Annotated in this window: 19 protein-coding genes; 9 read left to right on the top strand and 10 right to left on the bottom strand. The window is 70.0% G+C overall.

The genetic code is table 11. The features are described 5' to 3' along the window. Positions 1-163: 163 nt before the first annotated feature. The 3 genes from ACQUQD_RS39855 to ACQUQD_RS39845 form a co-directional block, all read right to left on the bottom strand. Positions 164-379, bottom strand: a complete 216-nt coding sequence (locus tag ACQUQD_RS39855) for a hypothetical protein (RefSeq protein WP_428957120.1) — start codon at positions 377-379, stop codon at positions 164-166. A gap of 375 nt (positions 380-754) precedes the next feature. Beyond that, positions 755-1,276, bottom strand: a complete 522-nt coding sequence (locus tag ACQUQD_RS39850; RefSeq protein WP_428957119.1) for an ATP-binding protein — start codon at positions 1,274-1,276, stop codon at positions 755-757. Between the two features lie 188 nt (positions 1,277-1,464). Further along, positions 1,465-2,205: a VOC family protein gene (locus tag ACQUQD_RS39845; protein WP_428957118.1), complete on the bottom strand. Its 741-nt coding sequence runs from the start codon at positions 2,203-2,205 to the stop codon at positions 1,465-1,467. 156 nt (positions 2,206-2,361) lie between these two features. Here ACQUQD_RS39845 and ACQUQD_RS39840 point away from each other — a divergent pair, with 156 nt between their 5' ends. The 3 genes from ACQUQD_RS39840 (at position 2,362) to map (ending at position 7,368) form a co-directional block, all read left to right on the top strand. Then, on the top strand, positions 2,362-4,497 hold the full coding sequence (locus tag ACQUQD_RS39840; RefSeq protein ID WP_428957117.1) for an ATP-binding protein: 2,136 nt from the start codon (positions 2,362-2,364) through the stop codon (positions 4,495-4,497). A gap of 251 nt (positions 4,498-4,748) precedes the next feature. After that, entirely contained in the window at positions 4,749-6,311 is a 1,563-nt protein-coding gene (locus ACQUQD_RS39835) for an MFS transporter (RefSeq protein ID WP_428957116.1), read from the top strand. Positions 6,312-6,594: 283 nt separating this feature from the next. Beyond that, the gene (gene map, locus ACQUQD_RS39830) at positions 6,595-7,368 is read left to right on the top strand and encodes a type I methionyl aminopeptidase (protein ID WP_428957115.1); all 774 of its coding nucleotides are present in this window, start codon (positions 6,595-6,597) and stop codon (positions 7,366-7,368) included. A gap of 84 nt (positions 7,369-7,452) precedes the next feature. On the opposite strand, the gene ACQUQD_RS39825 is transcribed toward map, so the two are convergent. Together ACQUQD_RS39825 and ACQUQD_RS39820 are read right to left on the bottom strand one after the other, a co-directional pair. Beyond that, positions 7,453-8,628 (bottom strand): glycoside hydrolase family 88/105 protein, encoded by a 1,176-nt coding sequence (locus ACQUQD_RS39825; protein WP_428957114.1) that lies wholly within the window; start codon positions 8,626-8,628, stop codon positions 7,453-7,455. 63 nt (positions 8,629-8,691) lie between these two features. Next, positions 8,692-9,792, bottom strand: coding sequence for a glycoside hydrolase family 43 protein (locus tag ACQUQD_RS39820; RefSeq protein ID WP_428957113.1), 1,101 nt, complete (start codon positions 9,790-9,792; stop codon positions 8,692-8,694). Between the two features lie 312 nt (positions 9,793-10,104). Here ACQUQD_RS39820 and ACQUQD_RS39815 point away from each other — a divergent pair, with 312 nt between their 5' ends. Both ACQUQD_RS39815 and ACQUQD_RS39810 read left to right on the top strand, forming a co-directional pair. Continuing rightward, the gene (locus ACQUQD_RS39815; protein WP_428957112.1) at positions 10,105-10,488 is read left to right on the top strand and encodes an SRPBCC family protein; all 384 of its coding nucleotides are present in this window, start codon (positions 10,105-10,107) and stop codon (positions 10,486-10,488) included. Between the two features lie 99 nt (positions 10,489-10,587). After that, entirely contained in the window at positions 10,588-11,055 is a 468-nt protein-coding gene (locus tag ACQUQD_RS39810) for an SRPBCC family protein (RefSeq protein ID WP_428957111.1), read from the top strand. Positions 11,056-11,095: 40 nt separating this feature from the next. Here the strand turns inward: ACQUQD_RS39810 and ACQUQD_RS39805 are convergent, their stop codons facing one another. The 3 genes from ACQUQD_RS39805 to ACQUQD_RS39795 form a co-directional block, all read right to left on the bottom strand. Beyond that, positions 11,096-12,547, bottom strand: a complete 1,452-nt coding sequence (locus ACQUQD_RS39805; RefSeq protein ID WP_428957110.1) for an amidase — start codon at positions 12,545-12,547, stop codon at positions 11,096-11,098. Positions 12,548-12,906: 359 nt separating this feature from the next. Beyond that, entirely contained in the window at positions 12,907-14,745 is a 1,839-nt protein-coding gene (locus ACQUQD_RS39800) for a serine/threonine-protein kinase (protein WP_428957109.1), read from the bottom strand. Positions 14,746-15,153: 408 nt separating this feature from the next. Further along, positions 15,154-17,214, bottom strand: a complete 2,061-nt coding sequence (locus ACQUQD_RS39795) for a glycosyl hydrolase family 28-related protein (protein ID WP_428957108.1) — start codon at positions 17,212-17,214, stop codon at positions 15,154-15,156. Positions 17,215-17,513: 299 nt separating this feature from the next. On the opposite strand from ACQUQD_RS39795, the gene ACQUQD_RS39790 reads away from it, so the two are divergent. Then, the gene (locus ACQUQD_RS39790) at positions 17,514-18,623 is read left to right on the top strand and encodes an ABC transporter substrate-binding protein (protein WP_428957107.1); all 1,110 of its coding nucleotides are present in this window, start codon (positions 17,514-17,516) and stop codon (positions 18,621-18,623) included. 31 nt (positions 18,624-18,654) lie between these two features. Here the strand turns inward: ACQUQD_RS39790 and ACQUQD_RS39785 are convergent, their stop codons facing one another. After that, positions 18,655-19,617, bottom strand: a complete 963-nt coding sequence (locus tag ACQUQD_RS39785) for a zinc-binding dehydrogenase (protein WP_428957106.1) — start codon at positions 19,615-19,617, stop codon at positions 18,655-18,657. Positions 19,618-19,718: 101 nt separating this feature from the next. Here ACQUQD_RS39785 and ACQUQD_RS39780 point away from each other — a divergent pair, with 101 nt between their 5' ends. The 3 genes from ACQUQD_RS39780 to ACQUQD_RS39770 all read left to right on the top strand — a co-directional run bounded on the left by ACQUQD_RS39780 (position 19,719) and on the right by ACQUQD_RS39770 (position 23,702). After that, entirely contained in the window at positions 19,719-20,363 is a 645-nt protein-coding gene (locus ACQUQD_RS39780; RefSeq protein ID WP_428957105.1) for a TetR/AcrR family transcriptional regulator, read from the top strand. Positions 20,364-20,496: 133 nt separating this feature from the next. Continuing rightward, positions 20,497-22,743 carry an MMPL family transporter gene (locus ACQUQD_RS39775; RefSeq protein WP_428957104.1) on the top strand — a complete coding sequence of 749 codons (2,247 nt, stop codon included), beginning with the start codon at positions 20,497-20,499 and terminating at the stop codon, positions 22,741-22,743. A gap of 104 nt (positions 22,744-22,847) precedes the next feature. Beyond that, entirely contained in the window at positions 22,848-23,702 is an 855-nt protein-coding gene (locus ACQUQD_RS39770) for a hypothetical protein (protein WP_428957103.1), read from the top strand. A 78-nt stretch (positions 23,703-23,780) separates the two neighbouring features. Here ACQUQD_RS39770 and ACQUQD_RS39765 read toward each other — a convergent pair whose 3' ends face one another. Beyond that, positions 23,781-25,118, bottom strand: coding sequence for a pentapeptide repeat-containing protein (locus tag ACQUQD_RS39765; protein WP_428957102.1), 1,338 nt, complete (start codon positions 25,116-25,118; stop codon positions 23,781-23,783). Positions 25,119-25,213: the final 95 nt, after the last annotated feature.

The following is a 25,213-nucleotide window of genomic DNA, read 5'->3' as shown; positions in this document are numbered from 1 at the left end:
CGTCAAGAGTCGGTGCGCTCTTGCGTTTCAGGGGGTTCGTCGCCCTCGGGGCCTTCAGCGGCGCGGGGCAGCTCGGCCCTCTCGCACAGCTTGTCCGACGCGCCCCGCTCCGGCCCGTTGGAGATTTTCGGCCTGTCTCATGCCGTGCGGGGTGCGCCGGGCATCACAGGTCGAGGGCGTCCCCTGCACGCATCAGACGGTCGAGTTCCTGCTGCGTCCAACCGGTCAGGCTGGACATCTGCGCCCAGTCCTCGGGGCTCCCGTCACCGGAGCGCAGTGTCGCGACCGCTTCGGCCTCCAGGTCGGTGCGGGCGGCGTCGAGTGCGGCGACGGCGTCCTGGTAGCGCTGCAGGGCAAGTTCGATCTTCGCGGTGTCCACCCTCGTATCTTCGCGTACGAGCGAGCACGAGCGGCCGATCCGTCCCCCCGGTACCCACGAAGGTGGGACAGCGGCAGGCTTTCCTGGATGCGGCCCGGGACGGCCTCGGGCGGTCGGTGCCGGGACCCCGCCGGTCGGCCGGTCGCCTCCCCCCGGTCGGCGGATAGGCCGCAACGCCTCGGGCCCGCACCATGAGGGGACACGAGCCGAGATGCCTCTCCGGTGAGATTGCTTGAGGCGGCGACGGTCCCCCTCTCTTCCGCCGCCGCCTCTTCCTCACCGATCGAAGGTCGGATCAGCGACGATCTGACGCGCAGGCCGGGTCAGAGGATCAGGAACCAGATCACCACGGTGATTCCACGTGCCGGGCGGGCCTCAGTTCTTGACGGCCTCCGCGATCTGCAGCGCTGCCTGAGCAGGCGTGATGTGTGTGGTGTCGACGACCTCGGCCTCCCTGTGGAGCCATGTGCGGGCCGCCTCGGCATAGGGTTCGAGGTACTTGAGGCGGAACGGTGAGGGGCCCATGACGGTGTCCCCCTCGATGCGTCCGCGGAGGGTTTCCTGGTCCGCGTGGAGGACGAAGTGCCGTACCGGAATGTGGTGGTGGGCGAGGCCCGTGCTGATCTCGCGCCAGTACTCCTCGACCAGGACGGTCATGGGCACCACGAGGGTGCCGCCGGTGTAGTCGAGTACGTGGCGGGCGGTCTCGACGACGAGCACCCGCCACGGCGGCCAGTGCTGGAAGTTGTCCGTCTCGGGCAGTCCCGGCGTGATGTCCATGAGCGTTTCGCCGACCTTCTCGGCGTCGAACACCCGTGAATCCGGGATCAGTTGCTGCACGAGCGGACTGGTCGTCGTCTTCCCTGCGCCATGGGTGCCGTTGAGCCATACGATCATGGGCCCACGCTAGAGATGTGCCCCCCGCGGGTTCATGCCGATCTCGTCACAGAACGGGCACGGCAGGTGGCGGGCCGGCGCGGCTTCGGCAGCTCATCGGCGCCGGAAAAGGGGCGGCCCGGTCCACCCGGGTTCATGGCGCATGCGCGCGCGGAGCTCACCTGTCGGGGTGTCGTCGAGGCTCCGCGTCAGGACAGGGCGAGGACGCAGAACTCGTGGCCGTCCGGGTCGGTCAGGCACGTCCACGGCACGTCGCCCTGGCCGAGGTCGAGGTCGGTGGCGCCGAGGGCCCGCAGCCGGGTCACCTCGGCCGCTTTGTCGTCACCGGGGTAGGGCAGCAGGTCGAGATGCACGCGGTCAGGCGCCTTCTTTCCGCCGGGCGTGCGGAGGAACTCGAGATACGGGCCGACGTCCTTGACGGAGCGCAGCACCGCAAGGTCGTCGGTCACCTCGCGCAGGGTCCAGTCCGTCGCCTCGCCCCAGAACCGGGCCATGGCCCGCGGATCCGTGCAGTCGACCACCACCGCGGCGATCGGTCCGGTGTCCCGGTAGCTCTCGCGGGGCTCCAGCACACAGAACTCGTTGCCCTCGGGGTCGGCGAGGACCGTCCACGGCACCTTGCCCTGACCGACGTCGACGGGCGTCGCACCGAGAGCCTTCAGCCGCGCGACCAGCTCCGCCTGATGGGCAGTGGAGGTGGTGGCGAGATCGAGGTGCACGCGGTTCTTCGTCGCCGTCTTGGGTTCCGGGACGGGAACGACGTCGATGCCGAGGGCAATCGGATGCGGCCAGACCATGCCGCCGGGAGGGCCTACGTAGGTGGTCACGCCGGGGCTGTAGGCGCACCAGCCGAGTGCCTCCGCCCAGAAACGGCCGACCGCCGAGCCGTCGAGCGCCTTGATGTTCACCATGACCGGTCGCAGTGCCATGCCGACGACTTTATGCGCCCGCTCCGCAACGACGTCTGCAGGAACCGTCGCCGGGCTCCGCTGAAGGGATCGACGGATCGAGTGATAACCCTCCCCCGGGCCCCGCCGAGTTGATAGCACTGACGTGGAAAGAGGCCTAGGCGCGGGAGTGGAGCGATGGCGGCGGACGAGCAACGAGAGCGACGGGTGGGCGAGTTGCCCCGGGCGACCGGAGAACTGGTCGGCCGTCGGACAGAGCTGACACAGGTCGCGCAGGCGCTTGAGTCGCACCGGGTGGTGACGCTCGCGGGGGTCGGCGGGGTCGGCAAGACCCGGCTGGCCCAGAGCGTCGCCGCTCAGCTGCAGCCGGAGTTCCGGGACGGGGCGTGGTGGGTCGCGCTGTCGGGCCTGCGCGACGGGGAACTGCTGCCCCACGCCATCGCCGAGGCGCTGCCGATGGCGCACCAGACCGCCATACCCGTGATCGAGGCCTTGGCGCGCTATCTCGCCGAGCGGAAGACGCTGCTGGTCCTGGACACGTGCGAGCACCTCACGCAGGAACTGCGGCCGGTGGTGGAGCGGTTGGTCGGGGCCGCACCGGAACTGCGGGTCCTGGCCACGAGTCGACGTCGGCTGGGAATGGCGGCGGAAGAGGTGCTGACCGTGGAGCCGCTGCCGGTTCCCGGGCCGGCCGCGGGGCCGGGCAGCGGCCCGGAAGCGGACGCCCTGGTGCTGCTGGCCGAGCGGGCGGCGGACGCGGTGCCCGGGTTCGTGATCACCGAGGCCGACCGGCCCGATCTGGAGCGTCTGTGCCGGCAGTTGGAGGGACTGCCGCTGGCGATCGAGCTGGCCGCGGCCCGGCTGCCGGAGCTGTCCCCGGCCGAGCTGGCGGACCGGCTCGCCGACCGGGTGTCGGACCGGTTCATGGTGCTCGGCGAGGCCGAGGCCGAGGCCGCGATCGCGCAGGCGGATCCCCAATGGCATCAGGCGCTGCGCACCGCGATCGGTTGGAGCCACCAGTTGTGCACGCCGGCCGAGCGGCTGCTGTGGGCACGCCTTTCGGTGTTCGTGGGGAGCTTCGACGCCGAGGGCGCCCTCCAGGTCTGCGCCGATGACCGCCTGGCGGAGAAGGAGATTCCTCAGCTGCTGGCCGGGCTCGCCGAGAAGTCGATCATCACGTGGGAGCCGACCGCCGTCGGCGAGCGCTACCGGATGCTCGACACGATCCGCGAGTACGGAGAGGGCTGGCTGCGGAGTCTGGGCGAAGGGCGCGAGTTCCGCCGCCGCCACCGCACCTGGTACGTGCGACTCGCCCGCGACGGCGACGCCGCCTGGATGGGGCCCGACCAGTACATCTGGTACGACCGGATGCACGCCGAACTCGACAACCTCCGGCTCGCCCTGGATTCCTGCCTCGGCTCCGCCGACAGCCGTATCGGCCTGGGGATGGCCGGAGATCTCTGGTTCCTCTGGTACGCGTGCGGACTTGCCCGGGAGGGCAGGCACTACCTCGATCGCGCCCTGGCAGCGTTCACGGGACCCAGCCCGCTGAGACTGAAGGCTCTCTACGCCCAGGGCCTGGTCCTCACCGAGCTGGGCGACCTGCCGGCGCTGGAGGAATGTTCCGCCGAGTGCACCGCCCTGGCCGCGCGGTTCGGCGAGGCCGAGGACAGCCTCGCGAAATCCGTCGCGGCCGTGACGGCGGCGCTTCGCGGCGACGCGGCCACGCTGCTGAAACTGACCGATGAGCTGCACGCCCGGCACAGCCCCTCCCCCGAGGCCATGCTCAGCGTTCCCGGTCTGGGTTCACTCTCCGTCGGCAGCCACGCGCGCATCGCCATGGGGATGCCCGAGGACGCTCTCACCGGCCTGGACGAGATGCGGCAGGTGTGCGACGCGTCGGGCGAGAAGTGGATGCGGGCCTGGGGCGACTCCATCCGGGCGCAGGCGGAACTCGCCCTGGGGCGCATCCAGGCCGCCGAGCTCTCCGCCCGGGCATCGCTGACGGTCAAGCACCGCATGAACGACAGCTTCGGCTCCGGTATGTGCCTGGAGGCGATCGCCCAGTGCGCCATCGCCGACGGCCAGGCCGAGCAGGCGGCTCGGCTGCTCGGTCTGGCCCACCAGCTCTGGGACACCCTCGGCAGGCCTCAGGTCGGCATCCCCACGTGGGTGGCGGCCCACGAGGACTGCGTCACCCGCACCCGCACGGCACTCGGTGAATCCGCGTACCACCACGCCTTCCACGCCGGATACCACACCGATCTCAACACGGGCATCGCCCGAGCCCTGGACGGCATCGTGACCGCATGAGCGGCGAAAGGTCCCTGATCCGGCCCCGGACACCGGTCGTCGTGACCTTCCTCACCGGGGCTGTCACGTCTGGGCTGCGTGAAAGTGGCGATCAGCGGGCACGCGAGGCTGCCTGAAGGTATTCACCTTCTGTTCGGACGATGATGCGCCTCCTACCGAGGAGGCGCCATGTCGATCGTGGAGATCGACGGTGCGTGCCGGGAAAGCCGCGCGCCCCGTCCGGAGGCAAGCCAGAGGAAGGAAGTCCGTCCGTGAGCGCGGAGACGACGCAGGCGGCTAGTGACAGTGAGCCGGAATGGAATCCGGAGGCGGTGCGCCGCCACCGCGGCCTGTTCCGGGCGATCGAGCGGCGGCGCAACCCCAAGCTGCGGCGCAGTGACATCACGGTGACCGAGGAACCGGCGGTGCGGCGCGCGGTGAAGGCCGCGATGCTCGGCAACGCCATGGAGTGGTTCGACTTCGGTATCTACTCCTACATGGCCGTCACCCTGGGCCAGGTGTTCTTCCCCTCGGGGAATCCGACGGCCCAGACCCTCGCCTCCTTCGGCGCCTTCGCCGCGGCCTTCCTGCTGCGCCCGATCGGCGGGTTCGTCTTCGGGCCGCTCGGCGACCGCATCGGCCGCAAGAAGGTCCTGTCCCTCACCATGATCATGATGGCGCTCGGCACCTTCGGCATCGGCCTGGTGCCCTCGTACGCCGCCATCGGCATCTGGGCGCCGGTCCTGCTGCTCCTCTTCCGCGTCATCCAGGGCTTCTCGACCGGCGGTGAGTACGGCGGCGCCGCCACGTTCATCGCCGAGTACGCGCCCGACAAGAAGCGCGGCTTCTTCGGCAGCTACCTGGAGTTCGGCACGCTCGCCGGATACGTGGGCGCGGCCGGCCTCGTCACCGTGCTGACGACCGTCCTGGACGACGGTGCCATGACCTCCTGGGGCTGGCGCGTGCCGTTCCTCGTCGCCGGTCCGCTCGGTCTGATCGGTATGTACATGCGGCTCAAGCTGGAGGACACCCCGGCCTTCCAGGAGCTGGAGCGCGAGCAGGAGCGCGGTGCCGCGCGCCCGAAGTTCCGCTTCGGCCCGTTCTTCCGCGACCACTGGCGCGCGCTGCTGCTGTGCATGATCCTCGTCGCCGCCTACGACATCGCCGACTACGGCCTGCTGTCGTACATGCCGACGTACCTGACCGACGAGCTGAAGTACGGCTCCACCGCCGGGCTCGTCGCGATCGTCGTCGTCATGGTCGTGCTGATGTGCCTGGTGCACCCGCTCGGCACCCTTTCCGACCGCATCGGCCGCAAGCCCGTACTGCTCACCGGCATGGCCGGTTTCGTCGTACTGACCGTGCCGGCGTTCCTGCTGCTGCGCTCCGGCGGTCACGTGGCGATCTACGCCGGTCTGCTGCTGCTCGGGCTGTGCCTGCTGACGTTCCTCGCGACGATGTCCGCCGTGCTGCCGGCGCTCTTCCCGACGGAGGTGCGCTACTCGGCGCTCGCGATCTCCTTCAACGTCGCCGGCTCTCTCTTCGGCGGCACCACGCCGCTGGTGATGGAGGGGCTGACGAGCGCCACCGGCAACAACCTCATGCCGGCGTTCTACATCATGCTGGCGGCCGTGGTCGGCGCGGTCGCGGTGGTGTTCATCAAGGAGACGGCGCAGCAGCCGCTGGAGGGCTCCCCGCCCTCCGTCTCCACCCCGGAGGAGGCCGCGGCCCTGGTCGCCGCGCAGTACAACCGTGGCCCGCTCTCGCAGCTCCCGGCCGATGTCCCGGACACCCCGGTCTCTTCGGACCGCGGCGCCCCGGAACCGGTCGCCTGAGCCCGCTCGCCACGGCTTCCGTACAGTGCGCAGATTGTCCTGACGGAAAGCCGAGAGGCGCCCGGTCTCGGTCTGGACCTGTTCAAGACGGGAGGGCCGGGACGCGCTACCACCGCGTCCCGGCCCTCCCGTCTCGTCGACCGCGGCACCGCCCACGGCCCGGCAGGACTCGAGATCATCGAGGACGTCTCGTGCGAAAGCCGCTCACGCCCGACCATCTCCCGATTCTAATACCGGTACAGTATGGACGGTATAGTTATTGGTCCCCGGAGAAGAGCGGCACATGATCGAGATCCTGAACCCCACCCTGCTGACCCGAGCGAAGGAAACAGGCGCCCTGGTCGCCGACATCCTCCAGGCGATGAAGAGCCGCAGCACGATCGGCACGAGCCTTCTGGACATCGACCGGTGGACCAAGACCATGATCGCCGAGGCGGGAGCACAGTCCTGCTACGTCGACTACGCGCCGTCCTTCGGACGTGGCCCGTTCGGCCACTACATCTGCACGGCCGTGAACGACGCCGTGCTCCACGGAAGGCCGTACGACTACACGCTCGCCGACGGCGATCTGCTGACACTCGACCTCGCCGTCTCCAAGAACGGGGTCGCCGCAGACGCCGCGATCAGCTTCATCGTGGGCGACGCGAAGCCCGCGGAGAGCATCGCGATGATCCGTACGACCGAACGCGCGCTGGCCGCGGGGATCGCCGCCGCCGGGCCCGGGGCGCGCATCGGCGACATCTCCCACGCCATCGGCACGGTTCTCAGCGAGGCGGGGTACCCGATCAACACAGAGTTCGGCGGCCACGGCATCGGGTCGACGATGCACCAGGACCCGCACGTTCCGAACACCGGGCGGCCCGGCCGCGGATACACGCTCCGCCCCGGGCTGCTGCTGGCACTGGAGCCGTGGGTCATGGCGGACACCGCCAAGCTCGTCACCGATGCCGACGGATGGACACTGCGCAGCGCCACGGGCTGCCGGACAGCGCACAGTGAGCACACCATCGCCATCACCGAGGACGGAGCCGAGATCCTCACCCTGCCCCAGCGATAGCGCTCCGGCGACGGCCCGTGGCGCCCACCACCACGGCCGCCCCACGGCAGGACGTCGTCCAGAGCGCCGCCGGACCGGCGAACGTCAGTGCCTCAGCCTCTCGTTCATCAGGAGCAGGGCGCCCAGGCCATGGAGGTCGTTGGTGCTGCGCGCACGCTCGTAGTAGAACTCCAGGTCCCCGACGTTCGTGCCCACCGAGATGTCATGCACGTCGACCATCCCGTCACCGCTCGCCGTCACCTTCGCGAGCACGCCTTCGAGTCCTCGCCGGGCGGCCCGCTCGTACTCGGCCCCCTGCACGTAGCCCTGCCGCACGGCCTCGCTCAGCATCAGCGTGTACATCGCGGAAGCGGACGTCTCGGTCCAGTTCCTGTCGTCCTCGCCACGGTCGACGACCTGGAACCAGCGGCCGCTGGCGGGGTCCTGGTACCGGACGAAGCCGCGCGCCAGGTGGCGCACGTTCTCGATGAGGCGGGGGCGGCTCGGGTGATCGGCCGGCAGGAGTTCCAGCACCTCTATGTGGGTCATGGCCGTCCAGCCGATGGCCCGCCCCCAGAAGTAGCCGGACGTGCCGGTGGCCGGGTCCGGGTGCCACGGGGCGTCCCCGTCGGCATCGAAGGCATGGTAGAGCAGGCCGTTGTCCGCCTTCTGGTGGGCGAAGTAGGTCGTGAGGTTCCGGGTGACCTGCTCGTAAGCGTACTGCTCGTCGCCGTAGGCGAGTCCGTAGCGCAGCAGGAAGGGCTGGGCCATGAAGACGCCGTCCGCCCAGAGTTCGTTGGTCTTGCTCGTGCCGTGCCACATCGCGCCGTCCGCGGTGCGCGGATAGGTGGTGAAGCGCTGCCTGATGCTGTCGGCCGCGATGCGGTAGCGCGGGTCGCCAGTCTCCTCGTGGAGGACGAGCAGCAGGTTGCCGGGCTGCATCGAGTCCAGGGTGTCGAAGCTGTTGTCGATGTGGCCGTTCGCGTCGACGGAGCGGTCCACCCACCGCCGGATGTAGTCGAGGTAGGACGGCTCCCCCAGCCGCTGGTGGACGCGGTGGGCGCCGAGGAGGAAGAGCCCCTGCGGATAGCCCCAGGCCCCGAAGTCGGCGGGGTCGGGGATGCGGGCCAACGTGCTGTCCACGACCGCCCGCGACAGGTCCTCGGGAAGGGCGGCAGAGGTGGAGGGCCGTGCAGGTGCCGCGGATGCTCGCGTACTGGGCAGGAGCAGAGAGGCGGCCAGGCCCAGGCCGCTCGCGACGGCCGTTCTGCGTGTGATCACAAAGGCTCCTCGTCGTCATCGCCGGTCACCTCGCCAGGGCGGGTGAGGTGGGGACTCAGGACGTCACTCGAAGAACTTGAGGCTCCATCCGGTGTTGGTCTCGGCGCCGGGGACGTTGGCCCGCCGGTAGGTGGTGTCGCCCCACCAGACGAACGAGCCGCTGTACCAGGCGCGGTTCTCCCAGGAGTACGGCGTCCCCTTGGCCACCGCGTGGAACATGGAGGGGAACTTGCTGCCGGCCGGCGGACTCGTGTTGATGTCGCCGTCGAGCAGGACGAAGCTGTGATGGCCCGGGCCGTCGACGTACAGCGTCGGATCCCAGCCGGTCATCATCGTCTCGCGGTGGGAACCGAACAGGCAGCCGTTCGACTTGTACCAGTCCCACACGTACGTGGGGTCCCCGCCCGCTCGCAGTCGCAGATCGGCCAGGCAGTACTGGCTGCTCCAACTGCCGTTGGCGGAGTAGACGATGTGCAGTTGGCCGTTCGGGTCCTTGATGGCTTCGGGAGCCTCGTTGATGTACGGATCGCCGACCACGCGCTCCCAGCTCTCGCGGGGCTGCGAGATGATCGACCGGTTGCCGGTCGGGGTGGTCGGGTCGCTCATGCGGGCGATGTAGAGGTTCTGCTCGACGTTCGTGTCCCCGGCCCAGCCCGACCAGACGAACCAGCGCTGCCCCTGGAACGTGAACAGGGTGCCGTCGATGGCCCACTTGTCGTCCGGCAGCGCCAGTTTCTTCTCCGCCGTGTAGCCGCTGTCGGGGGCGGCGGAGCTGATGACGTACATCCGGTGGGCGGCACTGCGGCCCGCCGAGAAGTAGATGTAGTAACGCCCGCCGTCCCGGACGATCTCCGGGGCCCAGACCTCACCCAGGTCACGGGTGTCCGACCAGACCTTCTTCGCGGGCGCGGAGGCGAGACCGTCCAGCGACGACGCCTGCCGTACGACGATGCCTCCGTCGGCCGACTTGACGGCGATATAGGTGCTGCCGACCCGCAGCACGCTGGGATCCGCGCCCTTGAGGCCGATCGCGCCCTGCACTGATTCCGCTCGCGCGGGAGACGCTCCCCGGGCGGTGTCGGGCATCGACAGGGACAGCGGAACGGCGAGTGCGCCCGCCAGTGCGAGGGCGCCGAGACCTACCGAGCGTCTGAAGAGTTTCATGGGCTCTTTCCCTTGTCGGCCGCTGCTCGGACGGCGCCCGGCCGGCAGGAAGGATCCGCGGCGCGGCGATGTCCGGCAGGGTGGCGGTGGCGTTGGAGACCCTGACCGTCACGCTCGACCGAACGCGTTGTTACATCGTTGGAAGAACGCCCTCACAGGCTCCCGAAGGGCGCTGGACATGTCAACGCCTGCGTCAGGGAACGTCGTTGGAATGGGTTCTGGTTCAACGTTTACCGTGCAGGGCATCGGCCGGGAGTTCCGGATCACCGCCCGCAAGTGGCGTACGCGGCATCGCGCAGGCACCGTGGAGGAATGAGGCTGACGTTGCGGGCACAGGGCGCCGCGGACGTGGACACGGTGTGGCAGCGCTACGCGCAGCCCGCTCTCTGGCCGACGTGGGCCCCGCAGATCCGGTCCGTGGAGACGGAGCACGAGCTGCGGGCCGGGATGCGGGGGCGATTGCGTCCCGTGGCCGGGCCGGCCGTGCGGTTCGTCGTCACAGCAGTTGACCACCGCGCCCGCACATGGAGCTGGCGCGTGCAGGCGGGACCGGCCCGTATGCGCTTGTGGCACGCGGTCCGGCCGAGCGGGGGTACAGGCGCCGTGACGCGCCTGCGGATCGAAGGGCCTGTGCTCGTCGTCCTGGCGTACGCCCCGTTGGCCCGTCGCGCCTTACGTCACCTCGTACGCCCCTGAAGCACAATCGGGCACCCGTCCGACCGCTCGCGCGAAGATCAGATGGACTGAGGCGTTCGATGATGCGTGCTCGGCACCGCTGAGGGGCACTCATGCGGAATGACTGTGCGCGTGACACGAACTCTGACCGTCCCCCATCCCCTGGACCAAGTGGTGCGCTACCTGGCCGACTTCGCGCATACGGAGCAGTGGGATCCCGGAACGACCGCGTGCAGCCGCACCGGCGGCACCGACAACGACCCGGTGCGCGAAGGCGCCACCTGGCACAACGTCTCGGTGTTCCGCGGTCGCGAGACGGAGCTCGTCTACCGTCTGGAACGCATGCGTGCCGACCGGCTCGTCTTCGTCGGCGAGAACAAGACCGCCACGTCGACCGATGACCTGACCTTCCAGAGCCATGGCGCGGTCACGGAGATCATCTACCGGGCCACCATCGCCTTCCATCCCTGGTGGGCCAAGCTCGCCGAGCCCGTGCTGCGGCGCGAGTTCGAGAAACTGGGCGACGAGGTGACCCGCACTCTCCCCGAGGCTCTCGATACCGCTCTCGGCAAGAACAGCGCCCAGTAGGTGTGGGACCTGTGCCGCCACGCTGTCTCGACAGCACGTGCTACCTCGGAGCCTGGAAGCCGCCGATCCTCTCCTCGAGCAGCTCGGCCAGCCGCAGCGGAGTGCGGTCCTCGAACATCGGGCCGATGAGCTGCACGCCCACCGGCAGGCCCTCGGAGGACCGGCCCGCTGGTACGGCGGTGGCGGGGAGACCGGGCATGGTGGCCAGGCCTGCCCAGACGAGCTGGTCGAAGTAGGGGTACGCGTCCCCGTCGATGTCGATGCGGCGCGCCATCGGATCGGGGTCGTGGTCGTGCGGGAACGCGGGAGTGGGCGTGATGGGACACACCACGGCGTCGAACGCCGCGAAGAACTGACGCCAGCCGTGGCGGTGGAGCTCGCGGCGCGTGTTCGCCTCGATCCAGTCGCGGTGGCTGAACACCATGCCGCGCAGCCGTGCCGCGTCGAGGCTCTGGTCGTCGGCGCTCAGCCCGGCGGCGCGGGTCCGCAGCTGCTCGTACGATTCGACGGGAAAACGTGCGACGGTGCTCGAGAACAGCAACTGCGTGTAGAGCAGGGCGGCTTCGGTCGGATCGGGCAGCAGCGGGCTGTGCCGTTCGACGCGGGCGCCGCCGTCGACCAGCGCGTCGGCGACCCGGTCCACGCCCGCCCGCACCGCGGACCCGGTCGGAATGAGCGGATGGGTGTCGAGGACCAGGACCCGGAAGTCGCGGAGTCTCTCGTGGCGCGCGGGCGGCAGCGTCACGTTGTGCGCCACACCGAGCGTCAGCGGGTCCGGTCCGGCCATGACGTCGAGCAGAAGGGTGAGGTCGCGGGCCGTGCGCGCCATCGGACCGACGACGGCGAGGTCTGATTCGGTCGGCAGGGCCGGTGCGGGCGGCGGGACCATGCCGCGGATCGCCGCCAGGCCGATCGTCGGCTTGTGGGCGTAGACACCGCAGAAATGTGCGGGGGTGCGCAGCGAACCGGCGATGTCGGAGCCGATGGACAGCGCCCCGAATCCGGACGCCAGGGCCGCCGCTGATCCGCCGGACGATCCGCCCGGGGTGCGAGCGTGGTCCCACGGGTTGTTCGTGGTGCCGTGGATCTCGTTGAAGCTCTGCAGATCTTGCAACCCCAAGGGGACATTCGTCTTGCCGAGCACCACCGCGCCCGCGGCCTTGAGCCGCGACACCTGCACCGCGTCCTCGGCCGGCAGGTAATTCCGGTGTGCCGGTATGCCCCAGGTCGTGGGCAGCCCGGCGATGTCGTAGGACTCTTTGACCGTCACCGGAACACCGAGCAGCGGCCGGTCCTCACCGCGGGCGCGCGCTTGGTCGGCGCCGCGTGCGGCGGCCCGCGCCCGGTCGAAGTCCGGCACACAGATCGAATTGATCGCCTTGTCGTCGCGCTCGATCCGGGCGATCGCCTCGTCGGTCAGTTCCGCCGAGGTCACTTCACCGGCACGCAGGGCAGCCGTGAGTTCTTCGGCCGTAGGGAATTTCGACTCCATGAATCCGAACGTAGCGACCCCTTGAGGAGGTCACGAAATACCTTTTCGCGCAACGAGTCGGCGGGAGCTTCTCTCTCATCCTGCCGCGGCGATCTCGGCCAGATGGTGCAGCGAGTTGGCGAGATGCTCCGGGCCGAAGGGCGGGAGGTGGAGGTGTTCCCGGATGGACTGCGGCGCCCCCATCGGCCAGCGGCGCCCGGGCGACGGACTCCTGGACCCAGCAGCCGGTGCCGTCGATCCCGGAGTGGATCGTCGGGTCCGGAGTGGATCGTCGGGTCCGGAGTGGGTCGTCGGGTCCGCCAGCACCGCGAACACCCGCACCTATGGCGCCGGTCTCTCACGCAGGGGGCTGCGGGTGTTCAGGAGCGCTCTGTCGAGAAGGTCGTGCAGTTCGCTCCGTAGATCAGACCGTCCAGGTGGTCGGGGGTCGACGTGTCGTAACTGGCCTGGAGGTTGACGGCCTGGAAGTTGGGCGGCTGGTTGATCCAGTGAGTGGCACGCAGAGTCAGGACGCCGTCCACGAACGTCCCCTCCATCGCGAAGGAGCCACGCGGGACCTGCGGGTTGGACGGGGCGGGGTAGAACGAGAACACCGCCTCGGCGGTGCCGTCGTCGTCCTGTTCGATGGTGAGCGCGAGACCCGTGATGCCCTGGTTGCAGACGTAGCTGCCGTCCCACTGGCCCGACAGATCAGTCACCTCGTCGGTGGGCGACGAGTCGTCGGAGGGGGTGTCGCTCGGGGTGTCGGACGGCGTCGCGGACGGACTGTAGGTGTCGGAGGGGCTCTCGTACGGGCTGTCGGAGGCGGGTCCGACGACGTCGGTGTCCGAGGGCGTCGGTGTGCTGGAGTACGAGGACGTCGAGTCCGAGGCGCTCGGCGACGAGCCGCCGGAGCCGAGATCGGAACCGGATCCCTGGCCGAAGAGCGCGTCCGCCTGCCAGGCGAACAGCCCGATGGCGAGCACGGCCGCGAGAGCCGAGGCGACCACGGCCACGCGCCGCCTGCCCGGGCGGCTCCGTGGCGGGCCGATGGGCGTGCCCGGAACCGGGGTCGGCAGCATTCCCGGCGGTGGGGTGCCGAAGGGGCTGGCAGGGGCGGTACCCGGCGGCGTACCCACCGGGCCGAAGCCGGCCCCCGCGCCGCCTCCGCCCGGATCGGCGGCGAACGCGGTGGGGGTGTACGCGGGCGGCGGAGTCGTAGGCACCGAGGGGACGGGCGGCCGCGGGCCTGTCATCGTGGGCGCTCCGTGCGGTGGCGTCCGCGGCGCGGCCGGTGTGCCTGCGCCCGGGGACCCGGGTGCACCGTCCCGCGCTTCCCGGACCGTCGCCGCCACCGCGTCCGGGAGCCAGGCCGCGCTCGTGAAGAGCAGGGTCGTCCGGGGCGTGCCCGCCGCGTCCGTCAGTTCCGCCAGCAGTTCGTCGACGCGCGGCCGGACATCTGGACTCTTGGCCAGACAGCGGGCGACCAGTGGGCGCAGCGTGTCCGGGACCGCGTCGAGATCGGGTTCGCCGTGCACGATCCGGTACATGAGTCCCTGCGCCGAGCCCGTGCCGAAGGGGCCGGAGCCGGATGCCGTGAACGCCAGGACGGCGCCCAGCGCGAACACGTCGGCGGCCGGTCCGACCCGCTCGCCCGTCAGCTGCTCCGGCGACATGAATCCGGGCGTCCCGATGACCACGCCGGTACGGGTGATCGCGCTCGCTTCCGTGGCCGTCGAGATGCCGAAGTCGATGACTCTGGGTCCGTCGGCCGCGAGCAGCACGTTCGACGGCTTGAGGTCGCGGTGCACGAGCCCTGCCGTGTGGATGGCCTCCAGCGCCTCGGCCAGGCCGGCCGCGAGGGTCGTCACCGGGGCCGCCTCCCAGGCGCCGTGGCGCGCCACGGCGGTGTCCAGGGAGATGCCCGGCACGTAGGCGGTGGCAAGCCAGGGCGGGTCCGCCGCCGCGTCGGCGTCCACCACTCCCGCCGTGAACACCCCGTTCACCCGGCGCGCGGCGGCGACCTCCCGCGCGAACCGGTGCCGGAACTCCCGGTCCTCCGCCAGTTCGGGCCGCACCACCTTGACGGCGACCGCCCGGCCACCCTTGGAGCGTGCCAGGTACACCCGGCCCATGCCGCCGGCGCCCAGCCGGCCCACCACCCGATAGGGCCCGACCTGATCCGGATCCCCCGCCCCGACCGCCTGCACGAATTCCACCGGACCCCCCAATGTCTTCCCGCGCTCCGCTCACGCGGGCTTGCATCATGCCGACAGCAAGCGGTTGTGGTTGTCCGTTTCCCGCAGACTCGTGGCACTCGCACAGAGTTGCGGCTACTGGGGCGGTCTCGAACATGCCGTCCGGCTCCTCCAGGGCTCCTTCAGGGCTCCTCCAGGGGATGCGACCGGCCGGGTGCCCCCGAGCTCTCCCCTATTGACCGGTCGGTCAACCGGCACAGCCCCCTGCGCACGCGCGCCAGGAGCCCGCGCATCGACCCGGCCGAGTACGCCGACAGGCTCGTAGACATCCTGCTCGCCTGCGTCCGGCGCAGCTGACCCCGGCAGCGCGACGCGAGCCGTCGTCGTGTGCCCCGGGCGGCTGGTTCCGCCCGGGGCACACGGGTCAGTTCACCACGCGCCGGGGGCGGGTGGCGGGACCACCGGCGGACGGTCGTCGCAGGTGATCGTGTTCGGCAGTTCCCAGGCGGCGAGCCAGGGGCCGGTGGTGCCGCCGCCGTCGTTTCCGCCGCGGTCCTCGACCGTGAACTCCGAACCGGTGGCGGGGAAGTTGAACGCTCCGCAGTTGTTGACGCCCACCGCGCCGACATTGCGCGCGTCGACGTTCTCGAAGGACGCCGAGCCCGCCGCGCGGGCGCTGAGCACCGAGGTGCCGGTGCCGTCGACCTTGATGTCCTTGAAGTGGACGTTCCTGATGGAGTACTTGTCCTTCACCGAGTAGTCGGAGACGAGCATGATCGCGTTGTAGGTGTTGTCCAGGAAGCGGTCCCCGGTGACCTGGATGTCGGCGTCGATGTCCTTCTCCAGGGCGTAGAACCAGATGGCGCCGAGTCCGATCTTCCAGTTGAGTTCGTACGTCCCGGCGCGCACGGTCGTGTTGTCGGTGATCCGGAGGCGGCCGGTGAACGACTCGGCGCCGAAGCGGGAGCCGACCTGGATGGCGCTGCCCTCGCGGACCGGGTCCGCGATCAGGTTGCCGGTGACCTCGTTGTCCGTGCCGCCGTACAGGGCGATGCCGTTGGCGAGGACCGGGGTCTGGATCGTGTTGCGGGAGAAGCTGTTGCGCGCGTTCTGCTGCTTCTCCGACCACATGGCGAGCGCGTCGTCACCGGTGTTCCGTACGAAGTTCTGCGCGGCCACCGAATCGGTCACGCCTGTATGGAAGTTGAGGCCGTCGGCGATCTGGTCGACGATGACGTTCCGCGTCACCCGCACGTTCTTCATGGGGCCGTCGAACCAGAGGCCGACCTTGGTGTGCTGCAGGTACAGGCCGTCGATCGTGGAGTCGCTCATCGCGCCGCCGACGGCGTTCACCTGGTCGGTGTCGATGCGTTCACGGACGTCGCCCTGGATCGCGAATCCGGACAGGTGGACGTTGCGGCTGCCGCCGTCCGACGCGTCCTTGCCGTAGAAGCCGACGCCGGTGTGCACCGAGCCGTCGGGAGCGGGGCTGTCGAGGGTGACCTGGCGGCCTTTGACGGTCGTGTACCAGTTGCCCGCGCCGACGATCGTCACGTCGTCGACCACGATGTGCCGGTTGACCTGGTAGGTGCCCGGTGGCAGGTAGACCTTCAGGTGGCGGCGCTTCGCCGCGGCGATGGCCTTGTCGATCGCGTCCGCGGAGTCGCGGCGGCCGGTCGGATCGGCGCCGTAGGCCAGGACGTTGGCGGCGCGGAGCTCGATGTGCGGTGCCCCGATGAGCTCCGAGTCGAGCAGATCGATGACCGTCCAGGCGGCCTTCGTGCCGGCGGGGGCGGTCAGGCGGACCGTGTCCCCGGCCCGGTACGTCCTGCCCAGCTTCACCCGCTGCTCGTCGTAGAAGTGGCTGGGCCTGAACGGCTTGTCGATGACGGGAGTCGGCGTCGTCGCCGACGGGACGCAGCCGCACTCGGTGATCCACCAGTCGGGGTGCAGCAGGTCGGCCTGCGGGTCGTTGCTGAACGGGTACTGGTTGTAGAGCCAGGAGTACTGCGAGGTCAGCGTCATGGGCGCCTGGCGCCTGCCGTCGACCGTGAGGTCCAGCGGGGCCGTGATGCCGCCCCCGCCGGGGGCGTCCGGGACGCTGTAGCGCACGGTGAGCGCGTTGGCCGCGCGCGGCAGCGTGAACTCGACGTACTCCCCCGGCTTCAGCTTCACCGCGGAGCGGCCCGACGCCTCCGAGGGCAGGGTGTACGCGGTGCGGTCCGGGCCGATGACGGTGCCGTTCGTCCGTGCGCTCTCCGCCTCCTGCTCCGCGAACGGCACGTCGGCGCCGCGGCCTTCGACCAGTGACGGGGCGAGGGCCGCGCGGGTCACAGGGGTGGGCGCGGGCGTCGCCCTGCCGGTGGCGAAGGCCGGCTGGACGACGGCGAGGGAGAGCCCGGCCGCGGTCGCCGTCAGGGTGGCGACGAGCCGGACTGGTCTTCGGCGCGGGACGCGGCGGCTTCCCGCGGCCGTGCGGGTGGAGTACATCCGGTTCTCGATTCTCTCGGGAGAACGCGCGGGCGATGCGCAAGTGCGGTGACAGTAGGGCGACTTGGCACATCACCACAAGGGATTCGTGCGAGATTTCCGTCTGCGAGGAATGGAATTGCGTTGACCTGTTGGATTCTTGCGTCGCCTGACGTGTCGTGCAGTCCGGCGCCCCCTGCTCGTCGGTCCGTGGGTGCCATCTGCGAGTCTGTGGCTCCGGTGACGCCGGAACCCTCGGGCACGACCGGAGACCGGGGACGGTCACTGCCACCGAATCGCCGCACGGGAGACGCCGACGCATGAGTACGCCACCATCGCCACCTGCGGAGCGGACCGACGGGCCACCCGTACGGATCGGCGCTCTCGTTCCGCTCACTCGACCCGGCTGGACCGAAGCGGGCCGGCACCTGCTCGCAGGTCTCGAACTGGCCGTGCGCGACGTCAACGCCGCCGGCGGGATCGCCGGACGACCGCTCGAACCGGTGGTCCGGGACACCGCGGCCGATCCGCACAAGGCCGCGGCGGCCGTCGACGAGTTGGCGCACCTGGGCGTGGCCGCCGTGGCCGGGGAGTACCACAGCGTCGTCGCGCGCGCCGCTGCCGCCAGGGCCGACAGCCTCGGCCTGCCGTTCCTCTGCTCGTCAGCGGTCCTCGACGCGCTCACCGAACAGCCGACGCAGTGGGTCGCGCGCCTGCCCCCGCCGCAGTCCCGGGGCTGGGAGGTCTACGCGGACTTCCTGCTCGACGCCGGTCACAGCCGTATCGCCGTGGCAACCCAGCCGAGCGTCTACTGGGCCTCAGGGACCCGCATTCTGCGGGACCGGCTGACTCCACGAGGCGGCTGCGTCATCGAACTCGACATGGGCGCACTCACCCCCGCGGCCGTGTGCGACGCACTCGTCGACCAGCGCGTGACAGCCCTCCTTCTCCTGGTCGGACACCCGGAGCCGGCCGTGCCGATCGTCAAGGCGGTCCGCCACGACCAGCGCCTCGCCGAGCTCCTGATCGGAGCTCCGGCGGGGCAGCCGGAGTTCGCCGCATGGGCCGAACTGCTGGGCGCGGACGGTGCCGCGATCCCGTTCCTGCGCTACCTTCCCGAGCACCTCGGCCCGCTCGGCACACGTGTGGGTGCGGTCCTGCGCGAGCAGTTGGCCGCGGCTCCCTCCTTCGTCGCCTACGAGGGTTACGACGCGATCACCGTCCTCGCCGAGGTGCTCCGCTCCCACGGCACGGACCGGGCACGTATCGCCGCGTCCTGGCCGGGCGTCACGGTCGAAGGCACCCGCGGACAGATCCGGTTCACCCGCCCGTCAGGCAGCAGCGTGTGGCAGTGGGCCGGGGCACCGGTCCACGTCGTCGATCGGGACCCGGCGGCACCCGAGCGCTTCCGGGTCCTTCACACCGGCTGACCGGCGGGCTCTCGGCTCCTCTGCCCTCTCCTCAGGGAACCAGTACGACCCTGCCGAACACCTTGCCCGCGTCCATCGCGTGATGGGCCGCCGCCGCTTGGTCGAGCGGCAGTACCTCGTGCACGACCGTGCGCAGGTCCCCGCGGCTCGCGGCGGCGAACTGGGAGGCCCGCACGGCCTGCCGGTCGGGGCCGGGAACGGAGTCGGAGCTGAAGGTGGCGAACGACAGGGACCTGCGGAAGGCGTCCATCAGCCGGAGACCGAAGTCGGCCGGGGGCTGCCCGCCGACCACGCCGACGGCGATGAACCGTCCGTTGGGGTTCAGCCGGTCGAGGAAGAGCGGGAGCTGCTCACCGCCCACGACGTCGATCACCACGTCGAACCCGGCGGGCGCGTCCGGGCCGCCCTCGCCGGAGCGGTCCAGGACATGGGTCGCCCCCAGGTCCCGCAGCCGGGCGCCGCGCTCGGCGGACGAGGTGGTGACCGCCACCGCGCCCGCACCGCCCCTGGCCGCGAGCTGGACCGCGGTGATCCCGATGCTGCCCGCCGCACCCCGCACGAGGACCGTCTCGCCGGGCGCGAGGCGGGCGCGGTCCAGGGCGAAGTGGGCGACCGGGCCGGAGCCGCCGAGCGTCACCGCATCGCTGCCGGTCAGGCCGTCGGGCAGCACCAGCACGTCCTCGACGGCGGCGACGGCCTGTTCGGCGTACCCGCCTGAAAGGCCGGTGAACGCCCACACCCGCCGGCCGGTCCACGCGGCGTCCACGCCCTCCCCCACCGCGGTGACGATGCCCGCGACCTCGCTGCCGAGGAGATGGCCTTCCCGGAAACCGTAGGCGGCGAGCGCTCCCCGGCGGATCACGGCGTCCACACCGCCGACACCGATCGCCTCCGTGCCGATCAGCACCTGCCCCGGGGCGGGGACCGGCACGGGCCTGTCGACGACCTCCAGCCCGTCCGGGCTTCCGAACGTCCTGATCACAACGGCTTTCATTCCGGCTCCTCGGTCGGTGGACGGTCGGGGCGCCGCTGTGACGGCCCGACCGGATCGGACCGTAACGGACGCCCCCGTCCGTTTGGCTAAAGTGAGAGGCGATGACCGGACACTTGCCTCACACCGTGCGCTCCGACGCCCGCGACAACCGGGCCCGCATCCTGGAAGCCGCCCGCGCCGTGTTCGGCGCGGAGGGCCTCGGTGCTCCCATGCGCGAGATCGCCCGGCTCGCGGAGGTCGGCCCCGCCACGCTGTACCGGCACTTCCCGACCAAGCGGGCCCTGATCACCGAGACGTTCGCCGAGCAGCGGCGCGCCTGTCGTGCCGTCGTCCGTGACGCCCTCGCGGACGCGGACCCGTGGCACGGTTTCCGGAGTCTGGTCGAGCAGATCTGTGAACTCCACGCCCACAGCCGGGGATTCGCCGACACGTTCATGACGACCTTCCCCGAAGCCATGGACTTCACGGCCGACCGGGAACAGACCCTGCGCGCAGTCGCCGAACTGGCCCGCCGCGCCCAGGCGACCGGCCCGCTGCGTCCCGGCTTCGTCGTCGACGACCTGATCCTCATGCTCATGGCCCACCGGGGCATCCAGGACGCCCCACGCGCCACCCGGCTCACGGCGTCCCGCCGCTTCGCCGCCTACGTGATCGAGGCGTTCAGCGCCGTGCCGGAGGAGGAAGCCGGCACGCCCCTTCCGCCCGCTCCGCGCCTGCGACTCGATCCCCCGTCCTCCACGCCGTAACGCATCACCGGATCCCGGCAGCCCGATGGCGGATCCCTGTCTCTGCCCCTGCTCCGTGCCTTCGCCAGGACGCGGTGAACATGCCAGCGTTTAATGAACGTAGAGGGGATCTTCTCCCTCCCAGGAGCAGCACATGTCCGCGACCCAGAACACGTCAGAGGGTGCCCCGAGCCGGATCGGGAGACTACGGGCGCTGGGGCAGTGGTGTGCTCGGCATTCCGTGATCGTCATCGTCGCCTGGCTGGTCGTCCTGGCGGCGCTCCAAGTGCTCAACCGGTCGTTCGGCGGCGAGTACTCGGACGATTTCAGTCTGCCCGGCGTCCAGTCGTCGAAGGGCGTGGACGTGCTCCAGAAGCACGACCCCGCGGCAGGCGGGTACAGCAGCCAGATCGTCCTGCGCGATGACCAGAAGGCCTTGTCGTCGGTGAGTTCCCAGATGGGGCAGACGGTCGGTGATCTGCAGAAGCTGCCGCATGTGCTGTCGGCGCAGAATCCGCTTCCGTCGAGTTCACAGCCCGCCTCGGGTCAGTCCCAGCAACCGAACGTCGGGCCCTTGTCCGACGACGGAAAGACCGCCTACATCACCGTGCGCTTCGATGTGCAGCCCTCCACCCTCGGCGACGACTACCTGCCGGGCGTGGACAGCGCTGTGCAGCCCCTCCGCGCGGCCGGGGTCGACGTCGAGTACGGCGGCCCGCTGGGTGAACTGGCCCGGCCCGCGGCCGACGACCGGGTCAGCGAGGCGATCGGCTTCGCGGTGGCGATCGTCGTCCTCCTCATCGGATTCGGCAGCGTGCTCGCTGCCGGGCTGCCGCTGGTCACCGCACTGCTCGGCGTGATCGGTGGTCTGGCCTGCCTGGGTCTCCTGGCCGCCGCGTTCACCTTCGCGACCGTGTCACCGACCCTGGCCACCATGATCGGCCTGGGCGTCGGCATCGACTACGCGCTGTTCATCATCACCCGCCACCGCCAGAACCTCATCGACGGCGCCGATCCGGTGCAGGCCGCGGGCCACGCCACGGCGACCAGCGGACGGGCCGTCCTCGTCTCCGGCTGCACCGTCATCATCGCCTTGGCCGGCCTCTCCGTCTCCGGCGTCTCCTTCATCAGCAAACTCGGTCTCGCGGCCGCCGTGACCGTCATCTCCGCGGTCGCCGGCGCGCTGACCCTCGTCCCCGCGCTGCTCGGACTCATCGGCAGGCGCATCGACCGCTACCGCGTGGGCAGACCCGTGGCGGAGGCCGACGCAGGACCCGAGGTGTCCGCACACGGCACCTGGCACCGGTACGCGCAGCGCGTGGAGCGACGGCCGCTGTGGTACTTGGCGGGTGGGCTGGTGACCGTGGTGGTTCTGGCCATCCCCGTGCTGTCCATCCAGCTCGGGCACATCGGCGACGGTGCCGACCCGACATCGTTCACGGACCGGCGGGCGTACGACATCATGGCGGACTCCTTCGGCCCCGGTTCCAACGGGCCGCTGACCGTAGTGATCGACCAGTCGGCCGTGCCCTCCGACCAGCGGTCCGCGCTGGCTTCGCAGGCGCAGAAATCTCTGAGCGACGTCGCGGGCGCGGCGACGGTCACACCGCTGACCGCCACCAAGGACGGGGACGTGCTGGTGGGCACCGTCTTCTCCAAGGAGTCTCCGCAGAGCCAGGTCACCACCGATCTCACGAACCGTCTGGTCGACGACACGCTCCCGCAGGCGGTCTCCGGCACTGCCGCCCAGGGCTACGTCACCGGGACCACGGCCGCCCAGGTCGACTTCCGTGACATCGTCGCGGACCGGCTGCCCTTCATCATCGCCGTGGTGGTCGCCCTCGCGTTCGTCATCATCCTGATCGTGTTCCGCGGACTGCTGGTCGCCCTGAAGGCGGCGGTGCTCAACGTCCTGTCCATCGCGGCCTCGTACGGCGTCGTCGTGGCCGTGTTCCAGTGGGGCTGGGGCGGCCCGGCTCTCGGGGTGTCAGGGAAGGTCCCCATCGAGAGTTACGTACCGATGATGATGTTCGCGATCATCTTCGGGCTCAGCATGGACTACGAGATCTTCCTGCTGTCCCGGGTCCACGAGATCTGGATGCGCACCGGGGACGCGAAGGCGAGCGTCGCCCGCGCTCTGGAGATCACCGCGCGGGTGATCACTTGTGCCGCTCTGATCATGGTGAGTGTCTTCGCCGCGTTCGTCGTCAGCGACAACATCGTGGTCAAGATGCTCGGACTCGGTCTCGCCGTCAGCGTGTTGATCGACGCGACCGTCGTACGACTGCTGCTCGTCCCGGCCGTGATGACCCTGCTCGGCTCCCGCGCCTGGTGGACACCGCGCTGGCTCGACCGGATTCTGCCGCACATCGACACGGAGGGCGATCCGAAATCCTCCTAGGTCCTGCCTCTTCCAAGTGATGCCTGGTCAACCCGCAAGCGGATAAAGTGACTTGGGCTGGGGTTGGGGTGAGAGAGACCTGGGGGACGGCCATGGAGTGGGCGATGTCTGCCGCTGCGGCGGCAGAGACGGGCCTGAGTGAGTTCCAGCAGAACCTGGTTGTCGCCGTCGTGGGCGGCATCATCGGCATTCTCGGCACCGTTGCCGTCGAACGCGTCAAGCTCCGGCGCGAACCGACCAAGCGGCTCCACTGGGACGCCAAGATCCACAATGCCATGGTGTCCACCGACGACTCGATCCGTCAGCGGCTCCAACTCACCTACAACGGCTACTCCATCGAGGGTCTGAACTCGGTGACGTTCCGGGTCGAGAACACCGGCAACCGCGTCGTCCGCGGACAGCTACTGCGGTTCGGCTTCCCCCGAGGCCAGGTCATCGAGGCAGTACCCGCGCCTGCTCCGGAACGCGAGATGGGCGTGGCCCGGCGCCCGGAGCATGAACAGTCCCCGGGAGAGGCCGTCTTCACCATCGGCCACCTGGAACGGTCCCAGGCCGTGACGCTGCGGATCTCCGTCTCCGCTCGTGACATCAACGACTGGAAGGTCTTCGCCCACAACGACGAAGGCGATGTCGAGTTCCATGAACGCACGGCCGCGCGGATAAAGGCGGACCGAGAACACGTCCCGACCTTCTTCTCCCTGGCGTTCCTGCTGCTCACCGCTCCGCAGCTGGCGGCCCTGCTCGGCGACGTCGGGCGCGTGGTCGGTGTCGCGCTGGGCGCCGCTCTCCTGATCAGCTCCCTCCCCCACGTCCTCCCGACGGGCCGCGCCCTGCGGGATTTCCTCACCCGGCCCGAGCCCTCACGAGGCGCCATCCACATCGGGACGGTGGACTCGTCGACGTTCGCGATCGGCGACCGCGCCTCGGCCGAGGCCCATTACCCGCCGCCGAACGCCTAGATCCAAGTGCGGCGTTGGCGGCTCCCCCAGCGGGCCTCGACCACTGGACAGGCCACCTGGGCCCGGGCGCACCGCTTGTCACTCGCCGCGTCCCTCCGCCTGTTCGGCCAGCTTGGCAGCCACCTCCCGCATGACCGCGTCGAGGTCGTCGTCGGGTGTGACGGGCAGGATGGCCTCCTGAATGTCCGGGCTCTCCAGCAACTTCTGCGGGAGCTCGGTGTTGCTGAAGAGCCGAGCCCGGGCCAGGTCTGCCGCATCCGGAAGGCTCTTCGCGGGACGCAGATCGGTTCCCAGGAAGTCGGTTCCGACGACGGTGGCGCGGAACTCCTGCAGGCCGGGCTTGTAGCGGTTCCCTTCCACGATGTTGAAGCTCGTGTCGGTGAGGACGGCACACCGCATGTTGGCGTCGGTGAGGTCCGCCGGTAGCCAGCAGTCGGTCAGGTCGGCTGCCGCTAGGTCCGCGCCACGCATGGAGGCTTCGATGAAGGTGGCGCAGCCGAGCCGGGCGGAGGTCATCACGGCGTTGTCGAGCGTGGCGCCCGTGAACGTGGCGCTGGTGAGATGAGCGTAGATGAGCTTGGCGCCGTCGAGACATGCACCGGAGAAGTCCGCAGCGCGGAAGTCGAGGCTGTTGAGGTTCGCTCCGCACAGGTGAGCCCGGCTCAGATCGATTCTGATGTCTGTTCTTGTCCGCCTGCCCATCACGTTGATCGCTGCCTGCATGTCGGCGGCGACCTCAGTCCCTTCGCGTTCCACGTTTCGAACGAACGCTGCGAGCACCTCGATGATGGTCGGCTGATCGCGTTCGCTGTCCGTCATGATGCGTTCCAGGCTGTAGATGCCACCCAGTCGTTCGTGGAGCTTCTCGGATGCCAGCAGCTTGATCGCTTCGACGTACCGGTCGGTGACCTGGCCCTCTCGGGTGAGTTCCGCCTGGCGCTCGTCTCGCTTCTGCGTCTCGCGAAGGGTCGTCTCGAACTGTTTCTGGTTCTCGGCGAACTGCTGCTGGGCATGCAGGAACTGCTGCTGCTCGAGCTCGTGCTTCTTGTGCGTGTAGTAGAGGCCTGCTCCGGCGATGACGCCGGCGGCGAAGGCCACGAGTCCGGTGCGGAAGCCGGTGACGATGACCCCGTCGGCTGGTTGCAGCTCGGAATCGCGGGTGTCGATGCCGTCGAACCACAAGGGGCCCTGCCAGAAGAGGAGGACGAAGATCGCGGAGCCGGCGAGGGCGGCCAGGGCGGAGCGCTTGACCTGGCGTACTGTTCGCTTCTTGCGCTCGTCGTCGGTGTCCGCGGCCGGCGCGGAGCGATCGCGGTACGCGAGGCAGAGGACGACCACGAGGACAACGGCCGCGACGACGAGGCCGGCGACCGATAAGTGCTTTGCGGTCCAGGCGACGAGTGGTGCGGGATTCATACACCGGATGGTGGCGGACGCCGAGTCGCTGCGGGGGCGGAACGGCTCAACACTCCTGTCAACGGCTCAACACTCCTGTCACGGTGATTCCGTGA

The sequence above is a fragment of the Streptomyces sp. cg35 genome (assembly GCF_050410835.1).
GTDB lineage: Bacteria > Actinomycetota > Actinomycetes > Streptomycetales > Streptomycetaceae > Streptomyces.
This window is presented reverse-complemented; position numbering and strand designations above follow the sequence as displayed.